Source organism: Candidatus Avedoeria danica, assembly GCA_016703025.1.
GTDB classification, from domain to species: Bacteria; Chloroflexota; Anaerolineae; order Epilineales; family Epilineaceae; genus Avedoeria; species Avedoeria danica.
Genome location: JADJCV010000004.1, coordinates 779,893 through 800,522, shown reverse-complemented (window position 1 = coordinate 800,522; position 20,630 = coordinate 779,893). Strand labels below are relative to the sequence as shown.

Genomic DNA, 20,630 nt, shown 5'->3' with positions numbered 1-20,630 from the left:
CGATCGCCCTACGGAGCGATGGATCCCGGTGGCGCCGTTGACGTCGGCCGGCACGCGTCGACGGCGGCACCCGCCTCGCCTGTCAACTGCGGAACGACGTAGAGGATCAGCCCGAAGGCCACCACCCAGCCGGCCACGCTGGCCAGGAGCGGACGGTCGCGCAACAGGATGTCCTCCGGCGCGCCGCCCATCCCTCGCGCTTGGACCAGGAACAGGTAGCGCAGGATGGCGTAGATGACGAACGGCACGGTCAGGAGGATCAAGTTGGCGCTCACACCGCGCGGGCGCGCCGGGGTCGTGATCGCATAGAGACTGTACGTCACGACGGTGACGGACGCGGCCAACAGGATGAACTGGTCGAGCAACGGTTCGGTGTAGTCCTCAAGGCTGCGGCGGTGCCCGCCGGCGCTCTCGGCCAGCACGTGAAGCTCGTGCCGACGCTTGGCAAAGCCCTGGAACAGCGCCAAGTTGATCATCGAGACGTACAGATAGGGCGAGATCGGGGTATCGATCGCCGCGCCGCCGGCCAGCACGCGCAGCACGAAGCCGCCGGCGATCGCCAGGACGTCGACGATGACCCAGTGCTTGAGCACGAAGGTGTAGCTCAGCTGGAGGACGAGATAGCCGATGAGGGCCACCGCCACGAGCGGGCTCGGCTCGGCGACGGCGAGGATGTCATCCAGTCGACCGGTCGCCAATAGTAACGTGGATCCGATCCCAACCAGGATCAGGACGATCGACAGCGAGATCGCGAGCCCGGCGCTCATCTCACCGCTGGCCAGCGGGCGGTGACGCTTCTCGGGGTGCCGCCGGTCGTTCTCGATATCGGCGAGGTCGTTGATCAGGTAGACCGCGCTCGAGATCGCGCAGAACGAGAGGAACGTGATCAGCGTGCTGGCGAGCTTCGGCCCACAGGCCAGCTGCTGGGTGAGCAAGAGCGCAGCAAAGACGAACGCGTTCTTCGTCCACTGGCGCGGGCGCATGCCGGCCAGCACCGCCCGCCAACGCGAACGGCGGCGCCGAGGCGCATCGACGGTGAGGCTGGGCGGTGGCACGGCGCGATTCTACGGGCGTGACCCGGACGCGGTCAACGCCGCGCGATGCTGCGCTACCATGTTCGGTCGATGGACACGCCTCGGACCAGTGCGCGCTGCCGACTCGACGAGCTTCTCGTCCTGCGCGGTTTGGCGGAGAGCCGCACGCGCGCGCAGTCCTTGATCCGCGCCGGTGACGTTACCGTCGACGGGCACCGCAGCGACAAGCCGGGCATGCCGGTGCGGCGCGACGCCGAGATCACCGTCCGGCCGGCAAAGCGGTTCGTCGGCCGAGGCGGCGACAAGCTCGAAGCCGCACTCGTTGCGTTCGGCTGGGACGTCGCGGATCAAGTCGCGCTCGACGTCGGCGCGTCGACAGGCGGCTTCACGGACTGCCTGCTGCAGCGCGGAGCGTGCCACGTGTATGCGGTGGACGTCGGGCGCGGCCAGCTGGCGTGGCGCTTGCGGAACGATCCGCGCGTGACGTGCCTCGAGCGCACCGACATCCGCGCGCTGGAAGCCTTTCCCGAAGCGCCGACGATCGCCGTCGTGGACGTTGCGTTCATCTCGCTCAGGCTCGTGCTGCCGGCGGTGTGGGGCCTCGTTGCGCCCGGCGCCGGCGTCATCGCGCTCGTCAAGCCGCAGTTCGAGGCCGGTCGCGTCGAGGTCGGACGCGGCGGGGTCGTGCGCGATCCGGCGGTTCATCGGCGGGTGCTTCAAGACGTGCTGGACGCCGCCGAAAAGGCGCACTGGCAACTGGAGGGCGGCCTGTCCTCGCCGATCACCGGCGCGGACGGCAATCGCGAGTTCCTCATCGCGCTGCGACGACCGGCACTCGACGATGTGCCCGCGACGACAACCCACGACCGCGACGAAGTGATCGAGGCCTGCCTGCGCGCGCCCGACGAGCCTGTGCACTGAATGGGCGCAATGGGTTGGCTGGGCGCAAACGGCTGGGCGCGGAAGAAGGCGCCCGCTGGACTCGCCAGCGGGCGCCCGTTCATCTGCTGCCAAGGACGGCGGACTAACGCTTCGTGTACTGCGGTGCCTTACGGGCACGCTTGAGGCCGGGCTTCTTCCGTTCCTTCTCGCGCGGATCGCGCGTCAGGAACCCGCCGCGGCGGAACGCGTTGCGATTCTCTTCGTCGGAAAGGACGAGCGCACGGGCAATGCCCTGCATGATGGCGCCCGACTGGCCCGTGATGCCGCCGCCCTGGACCAAGGCGGTGACGGTGTACGCGCCGACGTTCGCCGCCCCGATGGGGGAGAGAACGGTGGCGCGGTCACGCTCGCGGCCGAAGTAGTCCTCCAGCGGCTTGCCGTTCACGAGCACGGCCCCGTTGCCGGCCGGATAGAAGCGCACCTGGGCCGAGGCTGACTTTCGCCGGCCAAGCCCGTAGAAGTAGCGGCCGTCCAGGTTGACGGCCATCGTCGCTCGTCGCGTCGCGGTCTGTGCGGACATGGTCTCTCACTCCTAATCGCGTGCGCTGCAACGACCCGTTGTCGCCGCGGGCACGCAGCCGATCAACCGAGGGATGTATCGATGACGAGGATCAGCGGCTTCTGGGCGGCATGCGGGTGCTCGGCCCCGCCGTACACCCTGAGCTTCTTGATCATGGCGCGGCCGAGGCGGTTCCGAGGAAGCATGCCCTTGACGGCCAGCTTGAGCACCCGATCGGGATGCTTGTCCATCATGGACGCGAGGTTCGATTCGCGCAAGCCGCCCGGATAGCCCGAGTGCGTATAGTACATCTTGTCGGCCATGCGCGCCCCGGTGGTGGCAATGCGCGACGCGTTCACGACGATCACGTGATCGCCGAGGTCGAGATGCGGCGTGAAGTCCGGCCGGTGCTTGCCCCGCAGGCGCTGCGCGATCGCCGACGCCAGACGCCCGAGGTTCTGGCCGTCCGCATCGACGACCCACCAGTTTCGTTCCACGTCCGACAGCTTCGGCGTGTAGGTTCGCATCATCGTTCTTCCCCTCCCGTCAGCGCGCGCATCTCTGCACGCGCGATGAACTCAGTCTCAGATGGATAGGACACACTCGTCAACGTCAGACCCCACGCCGGTGCCCGCCACGCAGTCGGCGCGCCGGCATGTCCGGCCAGCACCGCGTCCACCGTCTCCGGCGGCCACTTGCCGCGCCCGATGTCCAGAAGCAGCCCCACCGTCCTACGCACCTGATGCCGCAAGAAGGCGTTGCCGACGAAACACAGATCAACGAAAGCGCCGCGCTTGACGACGTCCAAGCGATCGAGCCGGCGGACCGTGATCTCCGATCCGCCCACAGGTCGGCCCAAGGCCGCGAAGTCGTGGCTGCCGATCAGCCGGTCGGCTGCACGGGCCATGGCTTCGACATCGAGCGGGAACGGCACGTGTAGCGAAGTTCGCCGCACGAGCGGTTGCCGGACCTGGCGGCACCAGAGCCGGTACCGATATGACCGCGCCGTGGCGCTGTACCGCGCATGAAAACCCGGCGGCGCCGAGGACACGCGCAAGAGCGCCACATCGCGTGGCAACACGGCGTTCGCCGCACGGCGCACGTCCACCGGATGTCCGATCCATCGACTGTCAAAGTGCATGATCTGCCCTGACGCGTGCACCCCGGCGTCCGTCCGTCCGGCACCGACGACGCGCACGTCTTGACCCATGATCTCGGTGAGCGCGGCCTCGATGACACCTTGGACGGTGCGCGCTCCGGGCTGGCGCTGCCACCCCGCGAACGCGGAACCGTCGTACGCGACGCGCGCCCTCAGCCGTCGTTCCGTCAGTCGACCAACTCCAAGTACACCATCGGGGCGGCATCGCCCTTGCGCGGGCCAAGGTTCACGATCCGGGTGTAGCCGCCCGGTCGCTCGCTCATGTCAGGACCGATCACGTGGATCAGCTTGTCCACGATGTCCTGGTCCTGGATCTCACGCATGATCATCCGCCGGGCATGCAAGTCCCCCTTGCGGGCGAACGTGATCAGCTTCTCCGCCTCGCCTCGCACGGCGTCGGCCTTGGCCGACGTCGTGCGGATCCGCTCATGGCGGAAGAGGTCGCTCATCAGGTTGCGGAACATGGCGCGCCGGTGACCGGTCTTGCGCCCGAGCTTGTGACCGAATTTCGCATGCATCGTCTAGCCCTCCGCCCCTTCGGCAATCGGCGCGGCCTCGGAAGGCAGATCACGCCCGGGAATGTACTCCATGTAACCCTTGCCCTCCAGGGCTTCGATCAGTTCATCCAAAGACTTCTGGCCGAAGTTTCGGATGAGCAGCATGTCATCGAATCCGTGCGACATGCGTTCGAGAATCTCACCCACACGCGTCAGGCCCGCGCGCTTGAGGCAGTTGTACGCGCGCACGGAGAGCGAGAGCTCTTCAATGGCGGTCTCATACACATGCTTGGGGATCCCCTGCCGCTCGACTTCGATCTCGGGCATCGGCTCGGCACCGAACCCGGCGATGATTCTGAACTGGTCGACCAGCAGCGCCGAAGCCTTGCGAAGCGCATCCTCCGGCCTGAGCGTGCCGTCCGTCCAGACTTCGAGCGTCAAGCTGTCATAGTTCGCCAGCTTGCCGACGCGCGTCTTCATGACCTGGTGGGTCACGCGCCGAATCGGGCTGAAGATCGCATCGACCGGCAACTCGCCGATCTGCAGCTTTCCGCGATCCTCGGCCGGCGAGTATCCCCGACCGCGGCGCACGATGAACTCGAGCTGCAGTGCTGCCTCCCGCGAATCGAGCGTCACGAGCGGCTGCTCAGGGTTGGCGATCTCGAGGTCGCTCGGCAGCTGGATGTCGGCCGCCGTGACCAGCCCCTCGCCATGCGCCATCAGGTTCAGGCGCCACTCTCCCACGCCGTTGTCCGACATCGGCCGAAACCGGACCTCCTTGAGGTTCAGCAACAGCTGCGTCGAATCCTCGCGCGTGTTCGGGATGACGGAGAACTCGTGGTAGACGTCGGCCACCTTGATGCTCGTGATCGCCACGCCGTCGAGGCTGCTGAGCAGCACCCGCCGCAACGCGTTGCCGAGCGTCGTGCCGTATCCCCCCAGCAACGGGCGAACCGTGATCTGCGCGTAACGGTCTGTTGAGCGCTGAATCTCAACGCGTGTTTGGTCCAATGACAGCATGTTCTCCAAAGCACCCTCTCCGCTGTTCCCGGCACTTTCTCGTGCCGCATCCCCCAACCCTCACCCAGCGCACTGTCCCGGCGTCCGTGCTCCGCGTCGGCGGTCCGTCGCACGATCCGGCGCGATCGCCGGGCGACGAGACCGAACTAGACGCGCCGCTTCTTGCGCGGGCGGCAACCGTTGAACGGAATCGGCGTGACGTCCGTGATGGAGTTGACCTTCAGGCCACCCTGAAAGAGCGACCGAACCGCCGACTCGCGCCCCGGACCTGGCCCCTTGACGAGCACCTCTACTTCGCGCATCCCATGCTCGCCCGCTTCCTTTGCCACCGCTTCGGCAGCGAGCTGGGCAGCGTATGGGGTGCTCTTGCGCGAGCCCTTGAAGCCGGCCGTCCCACCGCTCTTCCAGCAAACGGTGTTGCCGTTCGGGTCGGTGATCGTGATGATCGTGTTGTTGAACGTGGCATGCACGTATGCGCGTCCACTCGGGACGTTCTTACGCGCCACCCGCCGGCCGCGGCGGCCGCTCGTTTGCGTCTGGCGTCGAGCCATCGTCGTCTCCTCGTCAAGCCGGGGCCTCGCAGGTGCGCGGCCCCGTGGGCGTCGTTACTTGCCGGCCCGCTTCCGCACCGGAACCGTCTTGCGGGGTCCTCGGTTCGTTCGGGCGTTCGTGCGGGTCCGCTGGCCGCGCAACGGCAGCCGGCGGCGGTGCCGGATGCCACGGTAGCAGCCGATCTCCTGAAGTCGCTTGATGTTCTGTCCGACCTCGCGACGCAGATCGCCCTCGACCTTGATGTTCTGGTCGATGAACGTCCGCAGACGCCCGATCTCCTCGTCGGTCAGTTCCTTCAGCCGCGTGTTCCCATTGACGCCGGTCCCCTCGAGGATCGCCTCGCTGGTGTGCCGGCCGACGCCGAAGATATAGGTCAGCGAAATGATCGTCCGCTTGTCGCGCGGCAGATCGACGCCCGCAATACGTGCCATCGTCGTCCCCCTAGCCCTGACGCTGCTTGTGCTTCTTGGTTTGGCAGATGACGTACACCACGCCATTGCGTCGAATGATCTTGCACTTCTCACAGCGCTTCTTCACACTCGGATGAACCTTCATGCCCGTCTCTCCTCCGCCGCCCCAGCCGCAAGGCAAGGGATAAGCTTACACAGTCGACGCCAACCCGTCAAACGGGCTAGCGGATAAACCCTTCGTAGTGACGCATCGTGAGCTGCGCCTCGAGCTGTTTGATCGTGTCGAGGACGACGCCGACCACGATGAGCAGCCCGGTCGCGTCCATCACCATCGAGGTGGTGGCCGACAGGCCGGTGAGCTTTCCGGCGAAGAACGGCAACACCGCGACCACGCCGAGGAAGACGGCGCCCACGAACGTGATCCGGTGCATGATGCCCGTGAGATAGTCCTCGGTGCGCTTGCCGGGCCGGATGCCGGGCACGAAGCCGCCATTGCGCTGGAGCGTCTCGTGCAAGTTCTGCTGCCGGAACACAACGTCCGTGTAGAAGAACGTGAACACGATGACGAGGACGAAGTAGACCAGGTAGTACAGCCACGCGTTCGGATCGAAGTTGAGGCTCAGAAACGTTCCGATCCGGCTGCCGATCGAGTCGAGGGGCGAGGACGTGCTGAGCACACCCCCGATCACCGCCGGGAAGATGAGCAGCGAGTTCGCGAAGATCAGCGGGATCATGCCGGTCGAGTTGACCCGCAGCGGGATGTACGTCGACTGCCCGCCGTAGACGCGCTGGCCGCGCATCTGTCGGCCGTACTGCACCTGAATCCGTCGATGGCCTTCCTGGACGATCACGATCAGGAACACCGTGGCGACCGTCAGCGAGATCACGGCGATAAACGCCAGGATCGATTCGGTGAAGACGGAGTACATCCGTGCCGGCATGCCGCTCACGATGCCGGCAAAGATGAGGATCGACACGCCGTTGCCGATGCCCTTCTCGGTGATCCGCTCGCCGAGCCAGAGCCCAAAGTACGTACCGGCCGTCAGCGCCACCAGCACCGCCAGCGTGTTGAGCGGCTGACCGGCGCCGAAGCTGATGACCTGGCCCCCCGTGCTGGTGGCTCCCTGGCCGTTGATGAGCGCGATCTGGGCGATCGCCTGCACCAACGCCAACGGGATCGTCAACCAGTACGTCCACATGTTGATCTTGTTGCGGCCTGCCTCGCCTTCCTTCGAGAGCTCCTCGAGCGACGGGATGAGCGGCGTGAGGAGCTGCATGATGATCGAGGCGGTGATGTAGGGATAGACGCCAAGCGTCATGACCGAGAATCGCTGCAGAGCGCTGCCTGAAAGAAGGTCCAGAAAGCTGAGCGCCCGACCGACGGCGCCGGCATCCGTCGCGTTGAAGAGCTGCGTGAGCGCGACCTTGTTGACGCCCGGCACGGGCACATGGGCCGCGAAGCGGTAGACCGCCAGGATCGCGATCGTATAGAGAATGCGCCGACGCAGGTCGGGCAAGCGCAACGATTGGCGGAGCGAATCCAGCATGACGTTCCTCTCAGACGTTTGCCGCCCGGTGACGGGCGGCTAGTTCCCGCGCTTGTGTTCGCGCCGCATCCCGGCCCGCTTGAATTCGTCCGCCAACGACTCGCACGTCCCGCCCGCGCCCTCGATGACCGTGCGGGCGGCCGCGCTGAATCGGGGCGCCTGCACCGTCAACGACTTGGCGAGCTTCCCGCCGCCCAGGATCTTGTACGGTTCGGCGGCGTTCTTCAGCACGCCGGCCTCGAACAGGCCAAGGGGCGTGACGGTGGCGCCGGTGTCGAACAGCGCCTCGATCCGCGACACGTTCACCGGCGTGTACTCGACCCGGAAGATGTTCGTGAAGCCGCGGATGAACGGCAGGCGCCGGACGAAGGGCAACTGGCCACCTTCGAAGAACGGTTCCTTCGCGCCACCCGTTCGGGCATTCTGGCCTTTGACGCCGCGGCCGGCGTACGTCCCGCCGCGCCCGGCGTTGCCGCGCGCGATCCGCTTTCGGCGCTTGGTCGCGCCGTCGGCCGGCGTGAGGTCATGCAACTTCATCATCATCGTCCTCGCTCAATCGGCCGTCAGGCGTCGACGAAGGTAACGTCGGCATCGGCCACTGGGTCGATCCGAACGAGGTGGTCCACAGCGGCCACCATGCCACGAATCGCAGGATTGTCCGGAACGAGCACGCTCTCACCCAGTCGACGGAGGCCGAGCGAGCGCACGGTGTCCTTCTGTCGCTGGCTGTAGCCGATCGCGCTCTTCACATAGGTCACACGCACCATCTCACTCGACATTTCGACCGCTCCAGAAGGGCATGACGTCCGCCAACGGCTTGCCGCGGCGGCGCGCCTCCTCCACCGGATCCTTGAGGTGCTGGAGCGCCTCGAAAGTGGCGAAGGTGACGTTGAGCACATTGTTGCTGCCGTGCCCCTTCGTCAGGATGTCGCGAATCCCGGCCGCCTCGAGCACGTCGCGCGCACCGCGGCCGGCGATCACGCCGGTACCGGGCGTCGCCGGTCGCAGCATCATCTTGGAGGCCGTCTTGCGGTGCGTGACCTGATGCGGGATCGTGTGGCCCAGGATCGGCACCGTGATCATCGACTTCTTGGCGCGCTCGATCCCTTTGCGGATCGCGTCCGGCACCTCGTTCGCCTTGCCGACGGCCACGCCGACCTTGCCCTTGTTGTCGCCGACGACCATAACGACCCGAAAGCCGAAGTTCCGGCCGCCCTTGAGCGTCTTGGCCGTACGGTCGATCGCGACGATGCGCTCGTCGAACTCGGGTTCCTCACGGTCGCGGCGCCGTCGGTCGCCGCGGTCGCCGCCGCCCTGGCGACCCCCCCCTTGTCCGCCCGGCCGTCCGCCGGCCGCACCACCGCCGCCGCCACCGCGTCGTCGTCCGCCGCCACCGCCGGCACCGCCGGCACCACCGCCGCCGCCCGGGAAATCCGTTTGGGGTTGGTCCATGTTTATCGCTCCTAGAACTTGAGGCCGGCTTCACGGGCGGCGTCGGCCAAGGCCTGAATCCGTCCGTGATAGCGGTAACCGCCGCGATCGAACACCACGGCGTCGATGCCGAGCGCCTTGGCCCGCTCGGCCGCGACGCGGCCGATGACCTTTGCCTGCTCGCGCTTGGGCTGACCGGTCAGATCTCCGGCCAGCGCCGCTTCGCGCGATGAAGCGCTGGCGACGGTGTGCCCACTCGTATCGTCGATGATCTGGGCATAGATGTGCTTGAGGCTCCGGAACACGGCCATGCGCGGCCGGACCGGCGTACCGGAAAGCCCGCGCCGCACGCGGTTGTGCCGCTTGAGGCGCGAGATCCGCCGCTCGTAGGAAACGGTTGCCATCTTACTTCTTCCCCTTGCCCTTGCCGGTCTTGCCCTGCTTGAGCCGAACATACTCGCCGGCGAAGCGCACGCCCTTGCCCTTGTAAGGCTCCGGCGGCCGAAGGCGCTTGATATCGATCGCGAACTGGCCGACCTGTTCCTTGTCGCAGCCCGTGATGATCACCCGCTTGCCGCGATCCTCGACGACGCATTGGATGCCGGGCGGCACCTCTTTGCGGATCGTGTGGGAGAACCCGAGCGACAGGACGAGCGCCTTGCCTTCCTCCTCGGCCCGGTACCCCGTGCCGACGAGCTCGAGCGTACGCTGGAAGCCGTCCGTCACGCCGGTGACCATGTTGCTGAGCAAGGCGCGCGTCAGGCCGTGCAGCGCACGATGGCGCTGTTCGTCCGACGGTCGCGTCACGCGCAGCTCGCCGTTCTCACGGGCGATCGCCATGTCGGGATCGAACGCACGCGCCAACTGGCCCTTCGGCCCCTTGACGGTGACGGCCGAACCCTCGATCTTGACGTCGACCCCCGTCGGAACGGGAATCGGTTGCTTGCCGATGCGGGACATACGCGCCTCCTACCAGACGTAGCACAGGACTTCGCCGCCCACGTTCTCATGGCGGGCCTGTTTGCCCGTCATGACGCCCCGCGGCGTCGTGAGGATGGCGATGCCCATGCCCTGTAGCACCCGTGGAACGTCGCGTCGCTTGGCGTACACCCGCCGACCGGGCTTGCTGACCCGCTCGAGCTGGGTGATGACCGGCGCGCGGCCTTGACTGTACCGAAGCTCCATGCGGAGCGTTGGCCGACCTTCGACGTCAGCCACCTCGAAGCCGTTGATGTAGCCCTCATCCTGGAGGATTCGGGCGATCTCAACCTTGATCTTCGAGGACGGCATCATGACGTACTTGTGCCGGCGCTCGTTCGCATTGCGAACGCGCGTCAGGAGGTCGGCGATGGGATCTGACATGCTCATGTGTGGTTCGCTCCGTCGCGAAACATCGCTGCCGGCTCCGATCCCCGGTTCCGGGCAAGCGAAAGGGTCCTCTGGCGTCGTTCAATGGTTACCAGCTGGACTTGACAACCCCAGGGATCTTGCCTTCCAGCGCGTAATGCCGAAAACAGATTCGGCACAAGCGGAACTTGCGCATGTAGCCGCGCGGCCGGCCGCAGCGCGTGCAGCGGTTGCGCACGCGCACCGGGAACTTGCGCCGCTGCTCTCGATAGGTCATACACGTTTTCGCCATGGTCATCTCCTCAGCCGACGAAACTATCGGCTCCAGAACGGCATTCCAAGGAGAGCGAACAGGCGTCGCGCCTCCTCATCGTTCGCGGCCGACGTCACGATCGTGACCTCCATGCCGCGCACCTTGTCGATCTTGTCGTAGTCGATCTCCGGAAAGATCAACTGCTCCTTGAGGCCAAGGGTGTAGTTCCCTCGGCCGTCGAACCCGTTCGGGCTGACGCCCCGGAAATCGCGCGTTCGCGGCAGCGCCACGTAGATCAACCGCGTCAGGAAGTCCCACATCCGCTGGCCGCGGAGCGTGACCTTGGCCCCGATCGGGTTGCCCTCGCGCAGCTTGTACGTCGCGATGCTCTTGCGAGCGCGCGTGACGACCGGCTTCTGCCCGCAGATCTGCTGCAGGTCCCCGGTGGCGAAATCGATCGCCTTGGCGTTTGTGAGCGCCTCGCCGAGTCCGATGTTCACCACGATCTTCTCAAGCCGCGGCACCTGCATCGGCGACCGGAACTTGAATTCCTCCGTCAACGTACCGACGATCTCGTCGTGGTACCTCTCACGCAATGGCTTGAACACGTTCGCCTCCCCGCCGCTAGTCGAAGATCGCGCCGCACGCGCGGCACTGCCGGACCTTGCGGCCCTCACCACTGACCGAGAAGCCCACCCGCACCGGCTTGTCGCACGCGCTGCACACCGGCATCACGTTCGACAGGTGTAGCGGCGCCTCGAACTCGATGATGCCCGTTTGCGTCCGCACGCCACCGGTTCGCCGCTGGTGCTTCTTCACCATGTTCACACCGCGCACCAGCACTCGGCCCTTGCCGAGCAGCACGCTCTGCACTTCGCCCCGCGCGCCGCTGTCGTCGCCGGCGATGACCTCGACGAGGTCGCCCTTACGTACGCGATTCATGGCCGAACTCCTAGAGAACCTCAGGTGACAGGCTGACGATGCGCATGTAGCGTCGATCGCGCAGCTCACGTGCCACCGGTCCGAAGATGCGCGTTCCGCGCGGGTTGCCGTCCTTGTCGATGAGGACCGCCGCGTTCTCATCGAAGCGAATGTAGCTGCCGTCGGCGCGTCCGTACTCCTTGGCCGTTCGCACGACCACGCAGCGCACGACGTCGCCCTTCTTCACCGCGCCGTGCGGCGCCGCCTGCTTCACGCTGCACACGATGATGTCGCCGACGCCGGCGTAACGCCGCTTGGAGCCGCCGAGGACCTTGATGCACATCAGTTCCTTGGCGCCGGTGTTGTCGGCCGATCGGAGGCGGGTCTGCATCTGGATCATGCGTCACCTCGGCCAAGCCACTCGACGATGACCCATCGCTTCAAGCGCGACATCGGCAGGTGCTCCTCGATGACGACACGATCGCCGATGCGCGCTTCGTCGGCCTCATCGTGGGCGTGGAAGTGCGTGTGGTGGCGGATGACCTTGCGGTAGAGCGGGTGCTGCTTGCGCCGCTCGACGCGCACGACCGCTGTCTTCTGCATCTTGTTGCTGATCACGGTGCCCGTGAGCCTGCGCTTTGGCATGGTCTGGTTCCTTTACCCTTGGGCCGCTGAGCCGGCCTCGAAGGCCGCCCAGATCTCGCGCTCGTGGCGCACGGTCATCAGTCGCGCCAAGTTGCGGCGCACGAACCGCGGTCGGTTCGTATCGGTCAGTTGTCCCACCGATCGCTGGAACCGAAGGTTGAAGAGTTCCTCGCGCGCCTTCTCGATCGCATCTTCGATCTCAGCGTCCGACAACGGCCGGATTTCACGTGCGTGCATCAGGCTTCACCTCCGCCCAGTTGGAACTGGGACTTCATCACGAACTGCGTCTGAACGGGCAGCTTGTGCCCGGCCAGGCGAAACGCCTCGCGGGCCTGGTCCTCGCTCACACCGCTGATCTCGAAGAGCACGCTGCCCGGCCGGACGACCGCCACCCAGTGGTCCACCGCGCCCTTGCCGGATCCCATGCGGGTCTCGGCTGCCTTCGCCGTCACCGGCTTGTCGGGGAAGACACGGATGATGATCTTGCCGCCACGTCGAACGTAGCGGACGATGGCGCGCCGGGCCGCCTCGATCTGCCGGCTGGTGACCCACGAGGGCGACAGCGACTGCAAACCGAATTCCCCGAACTGCACCGAGTTGCCGCGGGTCGCGGCGCCCTTCATGCGGCCGCGGAACTGCTTCCGATATTTCGTGCGCTTCGGCATCAACATGGCCGCGTTCTCCTAGCTCTTGAAATCGGCCTCGGTGGCCATGAGCGGCTCCTCACCGGGGAGGACCTCACCGTGGTACACCCAGACCTTGACCCCGATCCGCCCGTACGTCGTGAGCGCCTCGGCGATGTGGAAGTCGATATCGGCGCGCAGCGTCTGACGCGGCACACGGCCCATGATCACCTTGTCCGTTCGCGACATCTCGGAGCCGCCCAACCGGCCGCTGCACATGATCTTGATGCCCTGGGCACCGGCACGGATCGCACGGAACGCGGTCTGCTTCATCGCCCGCTTGTGGCTGATCCGCCGCTCGAGCTGCTGGGCCATCGACTGGGCAACGATCGGCGCGCTCGTCTCGGGCGATGTGATCTCCACGACGTCCACCTTGACCGCCTTGCCCGTTCGCTCCGTCAGCTCCTTGCGAAGCAGCTCGACGCTGGCGCCCTTGCGGCCGATGATGATGCCGGGCTTGGCCGTATGAATGGTCACGTTCAGCTGGCGCGGAAACCGCTCGATCATGATCTCGCCGATCCCGGCATGCCCGACCGTCCGGTCGATCAAGTCGCGGACCTTGAGATCCTCCTGCAGCAGCTCGCCGTACAGCCGGCCCTCGGCAAACCACCGTGCCCGCCATGGCTTGATGATGCCGAGCCGAAAGCCGTAGGGATGAACCTTTCGACCCATGGGTCGTCCTCCTCCTACTCGGCCGCCGCGGAAGGCGGCGCCGAGAGGTCGATCGGGTTGCGCTCCTTGAGCGCAACGCCAAGATGGCAAGAGCGGTGAATCAACGGCTTGAAGCGGCCGCGGCCGCCGAATCGACCGGCACGCTTGCGCGGCCCCTCGTCGGCGAAGATCTCGGCCACGTACAACTCGTCGCGCATCAGCCCAAAGTTCTCTTCGGCGTTCGCCGCGGCGCTCTTGATGAGCTTCGCCACGTACTCCGACGACTTGTTCGGCAGGTAGAGCAGCTGCGCCAACGCGGTCTCAACCGGCATGCCGCGCACGACATCCACCACCAGCCGCGCCTTGCGGGGCGAGACGGGCAGCCGTGTGACGTGGGCGCGAATGGCAAGGCTCATCGTTTCCCTCCCCTACCGCCGCACTTTGGCGGCTTTTTCCTTGAAGCTGTGCCCCTTGAACGTGCGGGTCGGGGCGAACTCGCCCAGCTTGTGCCCCACCATGTTCTCGGTCACGTACACCGGCACGTGCAAGCGCCCGTTGTGAACGGCGATCGTGTGACCGACCATCTGCGGAAAGATCATGCTGGCCCGCGACCACGTGCGGATCACGCGCTTGTCGTTCGTCGCGTTCAGCGCGTCGATTCGCGCCAACAGCTTCGTTTCGCAGAACGGGCCCTTTTTCAACGAGCGTGACATCGTTCAGTCCTCCGTGCGCCAGATCCGTTTACCAGGTCCGGGCAGTCGCCAAGTCTCGACAGTCGTCAGGTTTCGACAGCGCGAACCCAGGTCGCGGTGCTAGCGGCCCTTCTTGCGGCGACGCCGCACGATGAATGGATCGGTCGTCTTGTTCGATCGCGTGCGGAAGCCGAGCGCCGGCTTGCCCCACGGCGTCTTCGGGTGCTTCAACCCGATGCCGGTCTTCCCCTCGCCACCACCGTGCGGGTGGCTGCCCGGATCCATCGCCGAGCCGCGGACGGCCGGCTTGCGGCCGAGCCAGCGCGACCGGCCCGCCTTGCCGAGCTTGATGTTGCCGTGCTCCACGTTGCCGACCTGGCCGACCGTGGCCAGGCACTCCATCCGGATCTTGCGCACCTCGCCCGACGGCATGCGCAACTGCGCATAGTCGCCGTCCTTGGCAAGCAGCTGGGCGGATGCGCCGGCCGAGCGCACGAGCTGACCGCCCTTGCCCTTGTAGAGCTCGACATTGTGGATCATCGTGCCGAGCGGGATGCTCCGCAGCGGCAGCGCGTTGCCGACCTTGATCTCGGCGGTGGGGCCGCTCATCACCGGGTCGCCGACCCGGAGGCCGACCGGGGCGACGATATAGCGCTTCTCGCCGTCCGCGTAATGGACCAAGGCGATGCGCGCCGTGCGGTTCGGATCGTATTCGATCGTAGCGATCGTCCCCGGCACGCCGAACTTGTTGCGCTTGAAGTCGATGACGCGGTAGCGGCGCTTGTGACCCCCGCCGCGGTGCCGCACCGTCACGCGCCCGTGTGATCGCCCACCGTTGCGCGGCAGCGGCTCGAGCAGCGAGCGCTCGGGCGTGCTGCGCGTGATCTCGTCGAAGCTGTAGCCGAGCATTCCCCGCCGGCCGGGGGACGTTGGCTTGTATACCTTGATCGGCATCAGGAACTCCCTAAACGGCCAGGTCGATGACGTCGCCCGGCGCGAGCGTCACAATGGCCTTCTTCCACGTCGACGACCGCGATAGGTGTCGACCCCAACGCTTCACCTGTCCGGCGATGACCATCGTCCGAACGTCCGCGACCGTCACCTGGAAGATCCCCTCGATGGCCTCTTTGATCTGGCGCTTGTTCGCGCCCCTGGCCACCTCGAAGACGTACTGGTTGAAGCGCGCCGTCAGGACGTCGGCCTTCTCGGTGCTGATCGGTCGGACGAGGACGTCGTACTTATGCATCGTCCCCCTCCATTCCAGCGGGCACACGGGTGTCGTCCAAGTGCGCGACGACGGCGTCGAGCGCCGAGAGCGGCATCAGGATCCGGTCGTACCCGAGCAGGTCGCGCACGTTCAGATAACCCGAGTGCAGGTACTTCACATGCGCCAGGTTCCGCACCGAGCGCTCGACTTCCATGTTCCGGCCCGCCAACAGCAGGAGCGTCGTCGCGCCGCCGGTCAGCTTGTCGAGGAGCAACGCCATTTCCTTCGTCTTGGGCACGTCCATCGCCAGGCCGTCGACGAGCGTGATCGCGTCCGCCTGTGCCTTGGCGGAGAGCGCCGATCGAAGGGCCAGCCGTCGCATCTGACGCGGCATCCGCACGGAGTAGTCGCGCGGCTTCGGCGTGTGGACCTTGCCGCCGCCGACGAAGATCGGCGACTTGCGATCGCCATGCCGCGCCCCGCCCGTGCCCTTCTGGCGATAGAGCTTCTTGCGCGTCCGGTTCACCTCGCCGCGATGAAGCGTCGAGTGCGTTCCCTGCCGCGCGTTCGCCAACTGGCGGACGAGCGCCTGGTGCATGACGGCCCGGTTCGGCTCGATGCCGAAGACGTAGTCCGGCAGCTCCCGCTGGCCGATCTGCGCGCCGCTGCCATCAAAGAGCGGTGCCTGCATCACCAGCCTCCCTTCGGATGTCGCTCGAGGCCGCGAATGACGACGAGCCCGCCGTCGAAGCCGGGCACCGCGCCGCGCACCGCCAAGAGGTTGCGCGCCGGATCGGCGACGACGACCTCGAGGTTGCGCACCGTCACGCGCTCGCCGCCCATCCGGCCGGCCATCCGAATGCCCTTGATCGTCTTGCCCGGCGTCGTGCCGGCGCCGACCGAGCCCGGTGCGCGCTCGCGATCCGAGGCGCCGTGCGTCTTGCGCTGGCGGTTGAAGTGGTGGCGCTTGATCGTTCCCGCAAACCCAAGGCCGCGGCTGGTGGCCGTCACCTGGATGCGGTCGCCCGGCGCAAACACCGAGACGTCCAGCGTGTCGCCGAGACTGACGTCGGGCTCGCCCTTCAGCTTGAACTCCTTGATGTGCCGCAACGACTGTCCGCCGCTGGCCTCAAGGTGTCCGCGCTGCGCTTGGGTAAGCCGCTTCGGCTTGACCGCGCCAAACCCGAGCTGAACGGCCTGGTAGCCGTCCCGCTCGTGCGTCTTGACCTGCGTCACGACGCAAGGGCCGGCCTCGATGACCGTCACCGGCACCGCGAGACCCTTCTCGGCGAAGATGCGGGCCATGCCGCGCTTGTAACCCAGTAGTCCCTTCATAACCCTTCGATCCTTGGTCCGTGTGGCCCGAAGATCCGCACCGGCTCGGGCAAGACGCCCGACCGAGTCAGACCCGCGGCACCCTAGCTGGACTTGATCTCGATGTCGACACCCGCCGGCAAGTTCAGGCGGGTGAGCGAGTCAAGCGTCTTGGCGCTCGGCTCGATGATGTCGATCAGGCGCTTGTGCGTCCGAATCTCGAACTGGTCACGCGAGTCCTTGTCGATGAACGTGGATCGCATGACGGTGTACTTCTCGATGCGCGTCGGCAGCGGGACCGGACCCACGCACTGCGCGCCGGTGCGCTCGGCTTCTTCCACGATCTTGCGCGCACTTTGGTCGATGACCCGATGGTCATAGGCCTTGAGTCGGATCCGGATGCGCTGACGAGCCATCGTTTCCCTCCCGCCGCGCTTGCTACGCGATGATCTTGGTGATGACGCCGGCACCGACGGTGCGGCCGCCCTCGCGGATCGCGAACCGGCTGCCCGCATCGAGGGCCACCGGCGTGATCAGCTCCACGTTCAGGTTCACGTTGTCGCCCGGCATGACCATCTCGGTCCCGCCCGGCAGCGTCGCGCTCCCCGTCACGTCCATCGTCCGAATGAAGAACTGCGGCCGGTACCCGTTGAAGAAAGGCGTGTGCCGCCCACCCTCCTCTTTCTTCAGCACGTACACCTCGGCCTCGAACTTCGTGTGCGGCTTGATGCTGCCCGGCTTGCACACCACCTGGCCCCGCTGCACGTCGTCCCGCCCGATCCCGCGCAGCAGCACGCCGACGTTGTCGCCCGCCCGCCCCTCGTCCAGGATCTTCCGGAACATCTCCACACCCGTCACCACGGTCTTGCGCGTCTCGCCAAGTCCGATGATCTCGATTTCCTCGCCCGTCTTCACGATCCCGCGCTCGACGCGGCCCGTCACCACCGTACCCGCCCCTTGATCGAGAACACGTCCTCGATCGGCATCAGGAACGGCTTGTCGATCTCCCGCTCCGGCTCCGGCACCCACGCGTCCACCGCGTCCATCAACGCGTAGATGCACTGATACTCCGGCGCCGTCGGCTCGTTCGACGTGCACTCCAACGCCTTCAGCGCGCTCCCGCGCACGATCGGCGTGTTGTCCCCGTCGAAGTGCTGCGCGCTCAGCAGCTCCCGCAGCTCCAGCTCGACGAGCTCCAACAGCTCCTCGTCGTCCATCATGTCGACCTTGTTCAGGAACACCACCATCGCCGGCACCTCGACCTGCCGCGCCAACAGCACGTGCTCCCGCGTCTGCGGCATCGGACCGTCCGGCGCCGACACCACCAGGATCGCCCCCGTCCATCTGCGCCGCGCCCGTGATCATGTTCTTGATGTAGTCGGCGTGTCCCGGGCAGTCCACGTGCGCGTAATGCCGGTTCTCCGTCTCGTACTCCACGTGCGCGATCGCGATCGTGATGCCGCGCTCCCGCTCTTCCGGCGCCTTGTCGATCTGGTCGAACGCCGTGAACTTCGCCCAGCCCTTCGTCGCCAGCGTCCGCGTGATCGCCGCCGTCAACGTCGTCTTCCCGTGGTCCACGTGCCCGATCGTCCCTACGTTCACGTGCGGCTTGTTGCGTACGAACGTTGCCTTGCCCATTTCCCTCTCTCCTCGCTCACTATGTCTGGAACTGTTAGGCTGTGTCTGGAACGGTTAGGCCTTGGCCCGCTCGGCGGCCACGGCTTGACTGACCTTCTCCGGCACCCGCTCGTAGCGGGCAAACTCCATCGTGAACGTACCCCGGCCCTGGGTCATCGACCGCAGGTCCGATGCGTAGCCGAACATCTCGGCCAACGGCAGGAACGCGCGGATGCTCGTCACACCGCCGGCGCGCGGGTCCATCGCGTCGATCTGCCCACGGCGGCTGTTGAGGTCGCCCATGACGTCACCGGTGTACTCCTCCGGCACGACGGCCTCGACCTTCATGACCGGCTCGAGCAGCACGGACTTGCCCTTCTGCAGCGCTTCCTTCACGGCGAGGCTCGCCGCGACCTTGAACGCCGCCTCGCTCGAGTCGACGTCGTGGTACGAACCGTCCTTCAGCGCGACATGGACGTCCACGACGGCGAAGCCGGACAACAGGCCCGTCTTCAGCGCCTCACGCGTCCCGGCCTCGATGGGTGCGATGTACTCGCGCGGGATGTTCACCCCGACGGTCGCGTTCTCGAACGTGATCCCGCCGCCCGGCTCGTTCGGCGTCATGTCGATGATCACGTGGCCATACTGCCCGCGACCGCCGGTCTGGCGGACGAACCGCCCCTCGACCTTGAGCGCCGGCTGCGTGATCGTCTCCCGATAGGCCACCTGCGGTCGGCCAACGTTCGCCTGAACGCGGAACTCGCGGCGCATCCGGTCGACGAAGACCTCCAGGTGCAGCTCGCCCATCCCGTAGATGAGCGTCTGCCCGGTCTCCTGGTCGTTGCGGATCTGGAACGTCGGATCTTCCTCGGCCAGACGCGCCATCGCCTCGATCATCTTGTCGTTGTCGGCCTTCGACTTCGGCTCGATCGCCACATGGATGACCGGATCCGGGAACTCGATCGGCTCGAGCATGATCGGCTTATCCGGGTCGCACAGCGTGTCGCCCGTCGTCAGATCCTTCGGACCGATGATCGCGGCGATGTCGCCGGCGGTCACGCCCTTGATCTCCTCGCGCGAGTTCGCATGCATGAGCACGAGCCGGCCGAGCCGCTCCGTGCGGTTGCGCGAAACGTTCAGGATCTTGTCGCCCGTGTTCACCGCACCGCTGTACACCCGGATGAACGCCAGCTTGCCGACGAACGGATCCGTGACGATCTTGAACACGAGCGCGCAGAACGGCTCGTTCTTGTCCGGATTGCGCACGAGCTCGACGCCCTCGCCCGGCTCGGTGCCCGTCACAGGCGGTACGTCGACCGGACTCGGCAGGTAGTCGATCACGGCATCGAGCAACGGCTGGACGCCCTTGTTCCGGAGCGCCGTGCCGCACAGGACCGGCACGACCGCGTTCGCCAGCGTCGCACGGCGGATCGCCCGCTTGAGCGTCGGCGCGTCGGGGTGCTGCCCGTCCAGGAACATCATCATCAGCTCGTCGTCGAACTCGGCGACCCCCTCGACGAGCTTCTCACGCTGCGCCTCGGCCTCGGCGAGCAGCCGCGGTTCGACGTCGCCGATCTCAGGCTTCGCGCCGAGATCCTCGTCCGTCCAGACCCACTGCCGCATCTCGACCAGATCGATGAGGCCGATGTAGTCCGCCTCGATGCCGATCGGCATCTGGATCCGCACCGGCTTGGCGCCGAGGCGGTCGATGATCATCTGCACCGTCCGGTCCATGTCGGCGCCGGTGCGGTCCATCTTGTTCACGAAGCAGATGCGCGGAACTTCGTACTTGTCCGCCTGCCGCCACACCGTCTCCGACTGCGGCTCGACACCGGCGACGGCATCGAAGACGACGACGCCCCCGTCGAGCACGCGCAAGCTCCGTTGGACCTCGACCGTGAAGTCGATGTGGCCCGGCGTGTCGATCAGGTTGATCTTGTGCCCTTCCCACTCGGCCGTCGTCGCCGCAGCGGTGATCGTGATGCCGCGCTCGCGCTCCTGGGCCATCCAGTCCATCGTCGCGGTCCCGTCGTGCACCTCGCCGATCTTGTAGGTCCGGCCGGTGTAGTACAGGATGCGCTCCGACGTCGTGGTCTTGCCGGCGTCGATGTGTGCGATGATCCCGATGTTGCGGGTTCGCGATAGGTTCTCGTCAGCCATCACTCAAGCTCCCATGCGCGCCGATGACCCGGCGCGCCGATCTGCGTTC

General features: G+C 66.4%; 33 protein-coding genes and 1 pseudogene. 1 reads left to right on the top strand and 33 read right to left on the bottom strand.

What is annotated here, in order from left to right; genetic code table 11:
* Nucleotides 1-8 precede the first annotated feature (8 nt).
* Complete coding sequence (locus IPG72_06640) at nucleotides 9-983, bottom strand: decaprenyl-phosphate phosphoribosyltransferase (GenBank protein ID MBK6768673.1); 975 nt, start codon at nucleotides 981-983, stop codon at nucleotides 9-11.
* A 141-nt stretch (nucleotides 984-1,124) separates the two neighbouring features.
* Here IPG72_06640 and IPG72_06635 point away from each other — a divergent pair, with 141 nt between their 5' ends.
* Nucleotides 1,125-1,955 carry a TlyA family RNA methyltransferase gene (locus tag IPG72_06635; GenBank protein MBK6768672.1) on the top strand — a complete coding sequence of 277 codons (831 nt, stop codon included), beginning with the start codon at nucleotides 1,125-1,127 and terminating at the stop codon, nucleotides 1,953-1,955.
* A gap of 103 nt (nucleotides 1,956-2,058) precedes the next feature.
* Here IPG72_06635 and rpsI read toward each other — a convergent pair whose 3' ends face one another.
* The 32 genes and pseudogenes from rpsI to fusA all read right to left on the bottom strand — a co-directional run bounded on the left by rpsI (nucleotide 2,059) and on the right by fusA (nucleotide 20,581).
* Nucleotides 2,059-2,463, bottom strand: coding sequence for a 30S ribosomal protein S9 (rpsI, locus tag IPG72_06630; protein MBK6768671.1), 405 nt, complete (start codon nucleotides 2,461-2,463; stop codon nucleotides 2,059-2,061).
* 95 nt (nucleotides 2,464-2,558) lie between these two features.
* Entirely contained in the window at nucleotides 2,559-3,005 is a 447-nt protein-coding gene (gene rplM / locus IPG72_06625) for a 50S ribosomal protein L13 (protein MBK6768670.1), read from the bottom strand.
* Nucleotides 3,002-3,805, bottom strand: a complete 804-nt coding sequence (gene truA, locus IPG72_06620) for a tRNA pseudouridine(38-40) synthase TruA (protein MBK6768669.1) — start codon at nucleotides 3,803-3,805, stop codon at nucleotides 3,002-3,004. The genes rplM and truA overlap by 4 nt, the downstream gene beginning before the upstream one ends.
* Nucleotides 3,802-4,152, bottom strand: a complete 351-nt coding sequence (gene rplQ / locus IPG72_06615) for a 50S ribosomal protein L17 (protein ID MBK6768668.1) — start codon at nucleotides 4,150-4,152, stop codon at nucleotides 3,802-3,804. Before rplQ ends, truA begins: the two co-directional genes overlap by 4 nt.
* 3 nt (nucleotides 4,153-4,155) lie before the next feature.
* On the bottom strand, nucleotides 4,156-5,142 hold the full coding sequence (locus IPG72_06610) for a DNA-directed RNA polymerase subunit alpha (protein ID MBK6768667.1): 987 nt from the start codon (nucleotides 5,140-5,142) through the stop codon (nucleotides 4,156-4,158).
* Nucleotides 5,143-5,297: 155 nt separating this feature from the next.
* Nucleotides 5,298-5,702 carry a 30S ribosomal protein S11 gene (gene rpsK, locus IPG72_06605; protein ID MBK6768666.1) on the bottom strand — a complete coding sequence of 135 codons (405 nt, stop codon included), beginning with the start codon at nucleotides 5,700-5,702 and terminating at the stop codon, nucleotides 5,298-5,300.
* Between the two features lie 54 nt (nucleotides 5,703-5,756).
* Entirely contained in the window at nucleotides 5,757-6,134 is a 378-nt protein-coding gene (gene rpsM, locus IPG72_06600) for a 30S ribosomal protein S13 (GenBank protein MBK6768665.1), read from the bottom strand.
* Between the two features lie 10 nt (nucleotides 6,135-6,144).
* Nucleotides 6,145-6,258, bottom strand: a complete 114-nt coding sequence (rpmJ, locus tag IPG72_06595) for a 50S ribosomal protein L36 (protein MBK6768664.1) — start codon at nucleotides 6,256-6,258, stop codon at nucleotides 6,145-6,147.
* A gap of 76 nt (nucleotides 6,259-6,334) precedes the next feature.
* Nucleotides 6,335-7,660 (bottom strand): preprotein translocase subunit SecY, encoded by a 1,326-nt coding sequence (gene secY / locus IPG72_06590; protein MBK6768663.1) that lies wholly within the window; start codon nucleotides 7,658-7,660, stop codon nucleotides 6,335-6,337.
* Between the two features lie 39 nt (nucleotides 7,661-7,699).
* Complete coding sequence (gene rplO / locus IPG72_06585) at nucleotides 7,700-8,197, bottom strand: 50S ribosomal protein L15 (GenBank protein MBK6768662.1); 498 nt, start codon at nucleotides 8,195-8,197, stop codon at nucleotides 7,700-7,702.
* Between the two features lie 26 nt (nucleotides 8,198-8,223).
* Nucleotides 8,224-8,439 (bottom strand): 50S ribosomal protein L30, encoded by a 216-nt coding sequence (gene rpmD / locus IPG72_06580; protein ID MBK6768661.1) that lies wholly within the window; start codon nucleotides 8,437-8,439, stop codon nucleotides 8,224-8,226.
* A complete protein-coding gene (rpsE, locus tag IPG72_06575; protein ID MBK6768660.1) occupies nucleotides 8,429-9,112 on the bottom strand; it encodes a 30S ribosomal protein S5 in 684 nt (227 codons plus the stop codon). The genes rpmD and rpsE overlap by 11 nt, the downstream gene beginning before the upstream one ends.
* Nucleotides 9,113-9,123: 11 nt before the next feature.
* Complete coding sequence (locus IPG72_06570; GenBank protein ID MBK6768659.1) at nucleotides 9,124-9,495, bottom strand: 50S ribosomal protein L18; 372 nt, start codon at nucleotides 9,493-9,495, stop codon at nucleotides 9,124-9,126.
* A gap of 1 nt (nucleotide 9,496) precedes the next feature.
* Nucleotides 9,497-10,051, bottom strand: a complete 555-nt coding sequence (rplF, locus tag IPG72_06565) for a 50S ribosomal protein L6 (protein ID MBK6768658.1) — start codon at nucleotides 10,049-10,051, stop codon at nucleotides 9,497-9,499.
* 9 nt (nucleotides 10,052-10,060) lie between these two features.
* A complete protein-coding gene (gene rpsH / locus IPG72_06560; protein ID MBK6768657.1) occupies nucleotides 10,061-10,459 on the bottom strand; it encodes a 30S ribosomal protein S8 in 399 nt (132 codons plus the stop codon).
* Between the two features lie 88 nt (nucleotides 10,460-10,547).
* Complete coding sequence (locus tag IPG72_06555) at nucleotides 10,548-10,730, bottom strand: type Z 30S ribosomal protein S14 (GenBank protein ID MBK6768656.1); 183 nt, start codon at nucleotides 10,728-10,730, stop codon at nucleotides 10,548-10,550.
* A 23-nt stretch (nucleotides 10,731-10,753) separates the two neighbouring features.
* Nucleotides 10,754-11,299 (bottom strand): 50S ribosomal protein L5, encoded by a 546-nt coding sequence (gene rplE / locus IPG72_06550; GenBank protein MBK6768655.1) that lies wholly within the window; start codon nucleotides 11,297-11,299, stop codon nucleotides 10,754-10,756.
* Nucleotides 11,300-11,315: 16 nt separating this feature from the next.
* The gene (locus IPG72_06545; GenBank protein MBK6768654.1) at nucleotides 11,316-11,633 is read right to left on the bottom strand and encodes a 50S ribosomal protein L24; all 318 of its coding nucleotides are present in this window, start codon (nucleotides 11,631-11,633) and stop codon (nucleotides 11,316-11,318) included.
* Nucleotides 11,634-11,643: 10 nt separating this feature from the next.
* On the bottom strand, nucleotides 11,644-12,012 hold the full coding sequence (rplN, locus tag IPG72_06540; GenBank protein ID MBK6768653.1) for a 50S ribosomal protein L14: 369 nt from the start codon (nucleotides 12,010-12,012) through the stop codon (nucleotides 11,644-11,646).
* Nucleotides 12,009-12,257, bottom strand: coding sequence for a 30S ribosomal protein S17 (gene rpsQ / locus IPG72_06535; protein ID MBK6768652.1), 249 nt, complete (start codon nucleotides 12,255-12,257; stop codon nucleotides 12,009-12,011). Before rpsQ ends, rplN begins: the two co-directional genes overlap by 4 nt.
* A gap of 12 nt (nucleotides 12,258-12,269) precedes the next feature.
* Complete coding sequence (rpmC, locus tag IPG72_06530) at nucleotides 12,270-12,494, bottom strand: 50S ribosomal protein L29 (GenBank protein MBK6768651.1); 225 nt, start codon at nucleotides 12,492-12,494, stop codon at nucleotides 12,270-12,272.
* Complete coding sequence (gene rplP / locus IPG72_06525; protein MBK6768650.1) at nucleotides 12,494-12,928, bottom strand: 50S ribosomal protein L16; 435 nt, start codon at nucleotides 12,926-12,928, stop codon at nucleotides 12,494-12,496. Before rplP ends, rpmC begins: the two co-directional genes overlap by 1 nt.
* Before the next feature lie 12 nt (nucleotides 12,929-12,940).
* Complete coding sequence (rpsC, locus tag IPG72_06520; protein MBK6768649.1) at nucleotides 12,941-13,612, bottom strand: 30S ribosomal protein S3; 672 nt, start codon at nucleotides 13,610-13,612, stop codon at nucleotides 12,941-12,943.
* Nucleotides 13,613-13,626: 14 nt separating this feature from the next.
* On the bottom strand, nucleotides 13,627-14,007 hold the full coding sequence (gene rplV, locus IPG72_06515; protein ID MBK6768648.1) for a 50S ribosomal protein L22: 381 nt from the start codon (nucleotides 14,005-14,007) through the stop codon (nucleotides 13,627-13,629).
* Nucleotides 14,008-14,019: 12 nt separating this feature from the next.
* Complete coding sequence (rpsS, locus tag IPG72_06510) at nucleotides 14,020-14,304, bottom strand: 30S ribosomal protein S19 (GenBank protein ID MBK6768647.1); 285 nt, start codon at nucleotides 14,302-14,304, stop codon at nucleotides 14,020-14,022.
* 99 nt (nucleotides 14,305-14,403) lie between these two features.
* A complete protein-coding gene (gene rplB, locus IPG72_06505) occupies nucleotides 14,404-15,237 on the bottom strand; it encodes a 50S ribosomal protein L2 (GenBank protein MBK6768646.1) in 834 nt (277 codons plus the stop codon).
* A gap of 10 nt (nucleotides 15,238-15,247) precedes the next feature.
* A complete protein-coding gene (gene rplW, locus IPG72_06500; GenBank protein MBK6768645.1) occupies nucleotides 15,248-15,529 on the bottom strand; it encodes a 50S ribosomal protein L23 in 282 nt (93 codons plus the stop codon).
* Complete coding sequence (gene rplD / locus IPG72_06495; protein MBK6768644.1) at nucleotides 15,522-16,181, bottom strand: 50S ribosomal protein L4; 660 nt, start codon at nucleotides 16,179-16,181, stop codon at nucleotides 15,522-15,524. The genes rplW and rplD overlap by 8 nt, the downstream gene beginning before the upstream one ends.
* Nucleotides 16,181-16,825 carry a 50S ribosomal protein L3 gene (gene rplC, locus IPG72_06490; protein MBK6768643.1) on the bottom strand — a complete coding sequence of 215 codons (645 nt, stop codon included), beginning with the start codon at nucleotides 16,823-16,825 and terminating at the stop codon, nucleotides 16,181-16,183. The genes rplD and rplC overlap by 1 nt, the downstream gene beginning before the upstream one ends.
* 83 nt (nucleotides 16,826-16,908) lie before the next feature.
* Nucleotides 16,909-17,220, bottom strand: coding sequence for a 30S ribosomal protein S10 (gene rpsJ / locus IPG72_06485; GenBank protein MBK6768642.1), 312 nt, complete (start codon nucleotides 17,218-17,220; stop codon nucleotides 16,909-16,911).
* Between the two features lie 22 nt (nucleotides 17,221-17,242).
* A pseudogene (gene tuf / locus IPG72_06480) lies at nucleotides 17,243-18,442 on the bottom strand (elongation factor Tu).
* 54 nt (nucleotides 18,443-18,496) lie between these two features.
* The gene (gene fusA, locus IPG72_06475) at nucleotides 18,497-20,581 is read right to left on the bottom strand and encodes an elongation factor G (protein MBK6768641.1); all 2,085 of its coding nucleotides are present in this window, start codon (nucleotides 20,579-20,581) and stop codon (nucleotides 18,497-18,499) included.
* Nucleotides 20,582-20,630 lie beyond the last annotated feature (49 nt).

Excerpts from the sequence above, each read along its gene's own strand:
- IPG72_06640 (MBK6768673.1), bottom strand. The coding sequence starts at position 983 with ATGCGCCCGCGCCAGTGGACGAAGAACGCGTTCGTCTTTGCTGCGCTC.
- IPG72_06635 (MBK6768672.1), top strand. The coding sequence starts at position 1,125 with ATGGACACGCCTCGGACCAGTGCGCGCTGCCGACTCGACGAGCTTCTC.
- rpsI (MBK6768671.1), bottom strand. The coding sequence starts at position 2,463 with ATGGCCGTCAACCTGGACGGCCGCTACTTCTACGGGCTTGGCCGGCGA.
- rplM (MBK6768670.1), bottom strand. The coding sequence starts at position 3,005 with ATGATGCGAACCTACACGCCGAAGCTGTCGGACGTGGAACGAAACTGG.
- rplQ (MBK6768668.1), bottom strand. The coding sequence starts at position 4,152 with ATGCATGCGAAATTCGGTCACAAGCTCGGGCGCAAGACCGGTCACCGG.
- rpsK (MBK6768666.1), bottom strand. The coding sequence starts at position 5,702 with ATGGCTCGACGCCAGACGCAAACGAGCGGCCGCCGCGGCCGGCGGGTG.
- rpsM (MBK6768665.1), bottom strand. The coding sequence starts at position 6,134 with ATGGCACGTATTGCGGGCGTCGATCTGCCGCGCGACAAGCGGACGATC.
- rpmJ (MBK6768664.1), bottom strand. The coding sequence starts at position 6,258 with ATGAAGGTTCATCCGAGTGTGAAGAAGCGCTGTGAGAAGTGCAAGATC.
- secY (MBK6768663.1), bottom strand. The coding sequence starts at position 7,660 with ATGCTGGATTCGCTCCGCCAATCGTTGCGCTTGCCCGACCTGCGTCGG.
- rplO (MBK6768662.1), bottom strand. The coding sequence starts at position 8,197 with ATGAAGTTGCATGACCTCACGCCGGCCGACGGCGCGACCAAGCGCCGA.
- rpmD (MBK6768661.1), bottom strand. The coding sequence starts at position 8,439 with ATGTCGAGTGAGATGGTGCGTGTGACCTATGTGAAGAGCGCGATCGGC.
- rpsE (MBK6768660.1), bottom strand. The coding sequence starts at position 9,112 with ATGGACCAACCCCAAACGGATTTCCCGGGCGGCGGCGGTGGTGCCGGC.
- IPG72_06570 (MBK6768659.1), bottom strand. The coding sequence starts at position 9,495 with ATGGCAACCGTTTCCTACGAGCGGCGGATCTCGCGCCTCAAGCGGCAC.
- rplF (MBK6768658.1), bottom strand. The coding sequence starts at position 10,051 with ATGTCCCGCATCGGCAAGCAACCGATTCCCGTTCCGACGGGGGTCGAC.
- rpsH (MBK6768657.1), bottom strand. The coding sequence starts at position 10,459 with ATGAGCATGTCAGATCCCATCGCCGACCTCCTGACGCGCGTTCGCAAT.
- IPG72_06555 (MBK6768656.1), bottom strand. The coding sequence starts at position 10,730 with ATGGCGAAAACGTGTATGACCTATCGAGAGCAGCGGCGCAAGTTCCCG.
- IPG72_06545 (MBK6768654.1), bottom strand. The coding sequence starts at position 11,633 with ATGAATCGCGTACGTAAGGGCGACCTCGTCGAGGTCATCGCCGGCGAC.
- rplN (MBK6768653.1), bottom strand. The coding sequence starts at position 12,012 with ATGATCCAGATGCAGACCCGCCTCCGATCGGCCGACAACACCGGCGCC.
- rpsQ (MBK6768652.1), bottom strand. The coding sequence starts at position 12,257 with ATGCCAAAGCGCAGGCTCACGGGCACCGTGATCAGCAACAAGATGCAG.
- rpmC (MBK6768651.1), bottom strand. The coding sequence starts at position 12,494 with ATGCACGCACGTGAAATCCGGCCGTTGTCGGACGCTGAGATCGAAGAT.
- rplP (MBK6768650.1), bottom strand. The coding sequence starts at position 12,928 with ATGTTGATGCCGAAGCGCACGAAATATCGGAAGCAGTTCCGCGGCCGC.
- rpsC (MBK6768649.1), bottom strand. The coding sequence starts at position 13,612 with ATGGGTCGAAAGGTTCATCCCTACGGCTTTCGGCTCGGCATCATCAAG.
- rplV (MBK6768648.1), bottom strand. The coding sequence starts at position 14,007 with ATGAGCCTTGCCATTCGCGCCCACGTCACACGGCTGCCCGTCTCGCCC.
- rpsS (MBK6768647.1), bottom strand. The coding sequence starts at position 14,304 with ATGTCACGCTCGTTGAAAAAGGGCCCGTTCTGCGAAACGAAGCTGTTG.
- rplB (MBK6768646.1), bottom strand. The coding sequence starts at position 15,237 with ATGCCGATCAAGGTATACAAGCCAACGTCCCCCGGCCGGCGGGGAATG.
- rplW (MBK6768645.1), bottom strand. The coding sequence starts at position 15,529 with ATGCATAAGTACGACGTCCTCGTCCGACCGATCAGCACCGAGAAGGCC.
- rplD (MBK6768644.1), bottom strand. The coding sequence starts at position 16,181 with ATGCAGGCACCGCTCTTTGATGGCAGCGGCGCGCAGATCGGCCAGCGG.
- rplC (MBK6768643.1), bottom strand. The coding sequence starts at position 16,825 with ATGAAGGGACTACTGGGTTACAAGCGCGGCATGGCCCGCATCTTCGCC.
- rpsJ (MBK6768642.1), bottom strand. The coding sequence starts at position 17,220 with ATGGCTCGTCAGCGCATCCGGATCCGACTCAAGGCCTATGACCATCGG.
- fusA (MBK6768641.1), bottom strand. The coding sequence starts at position 20,581 with ATGGCTGACGAGAACCTATCGCGAACCCGCAACATCGGGATCATCGCA.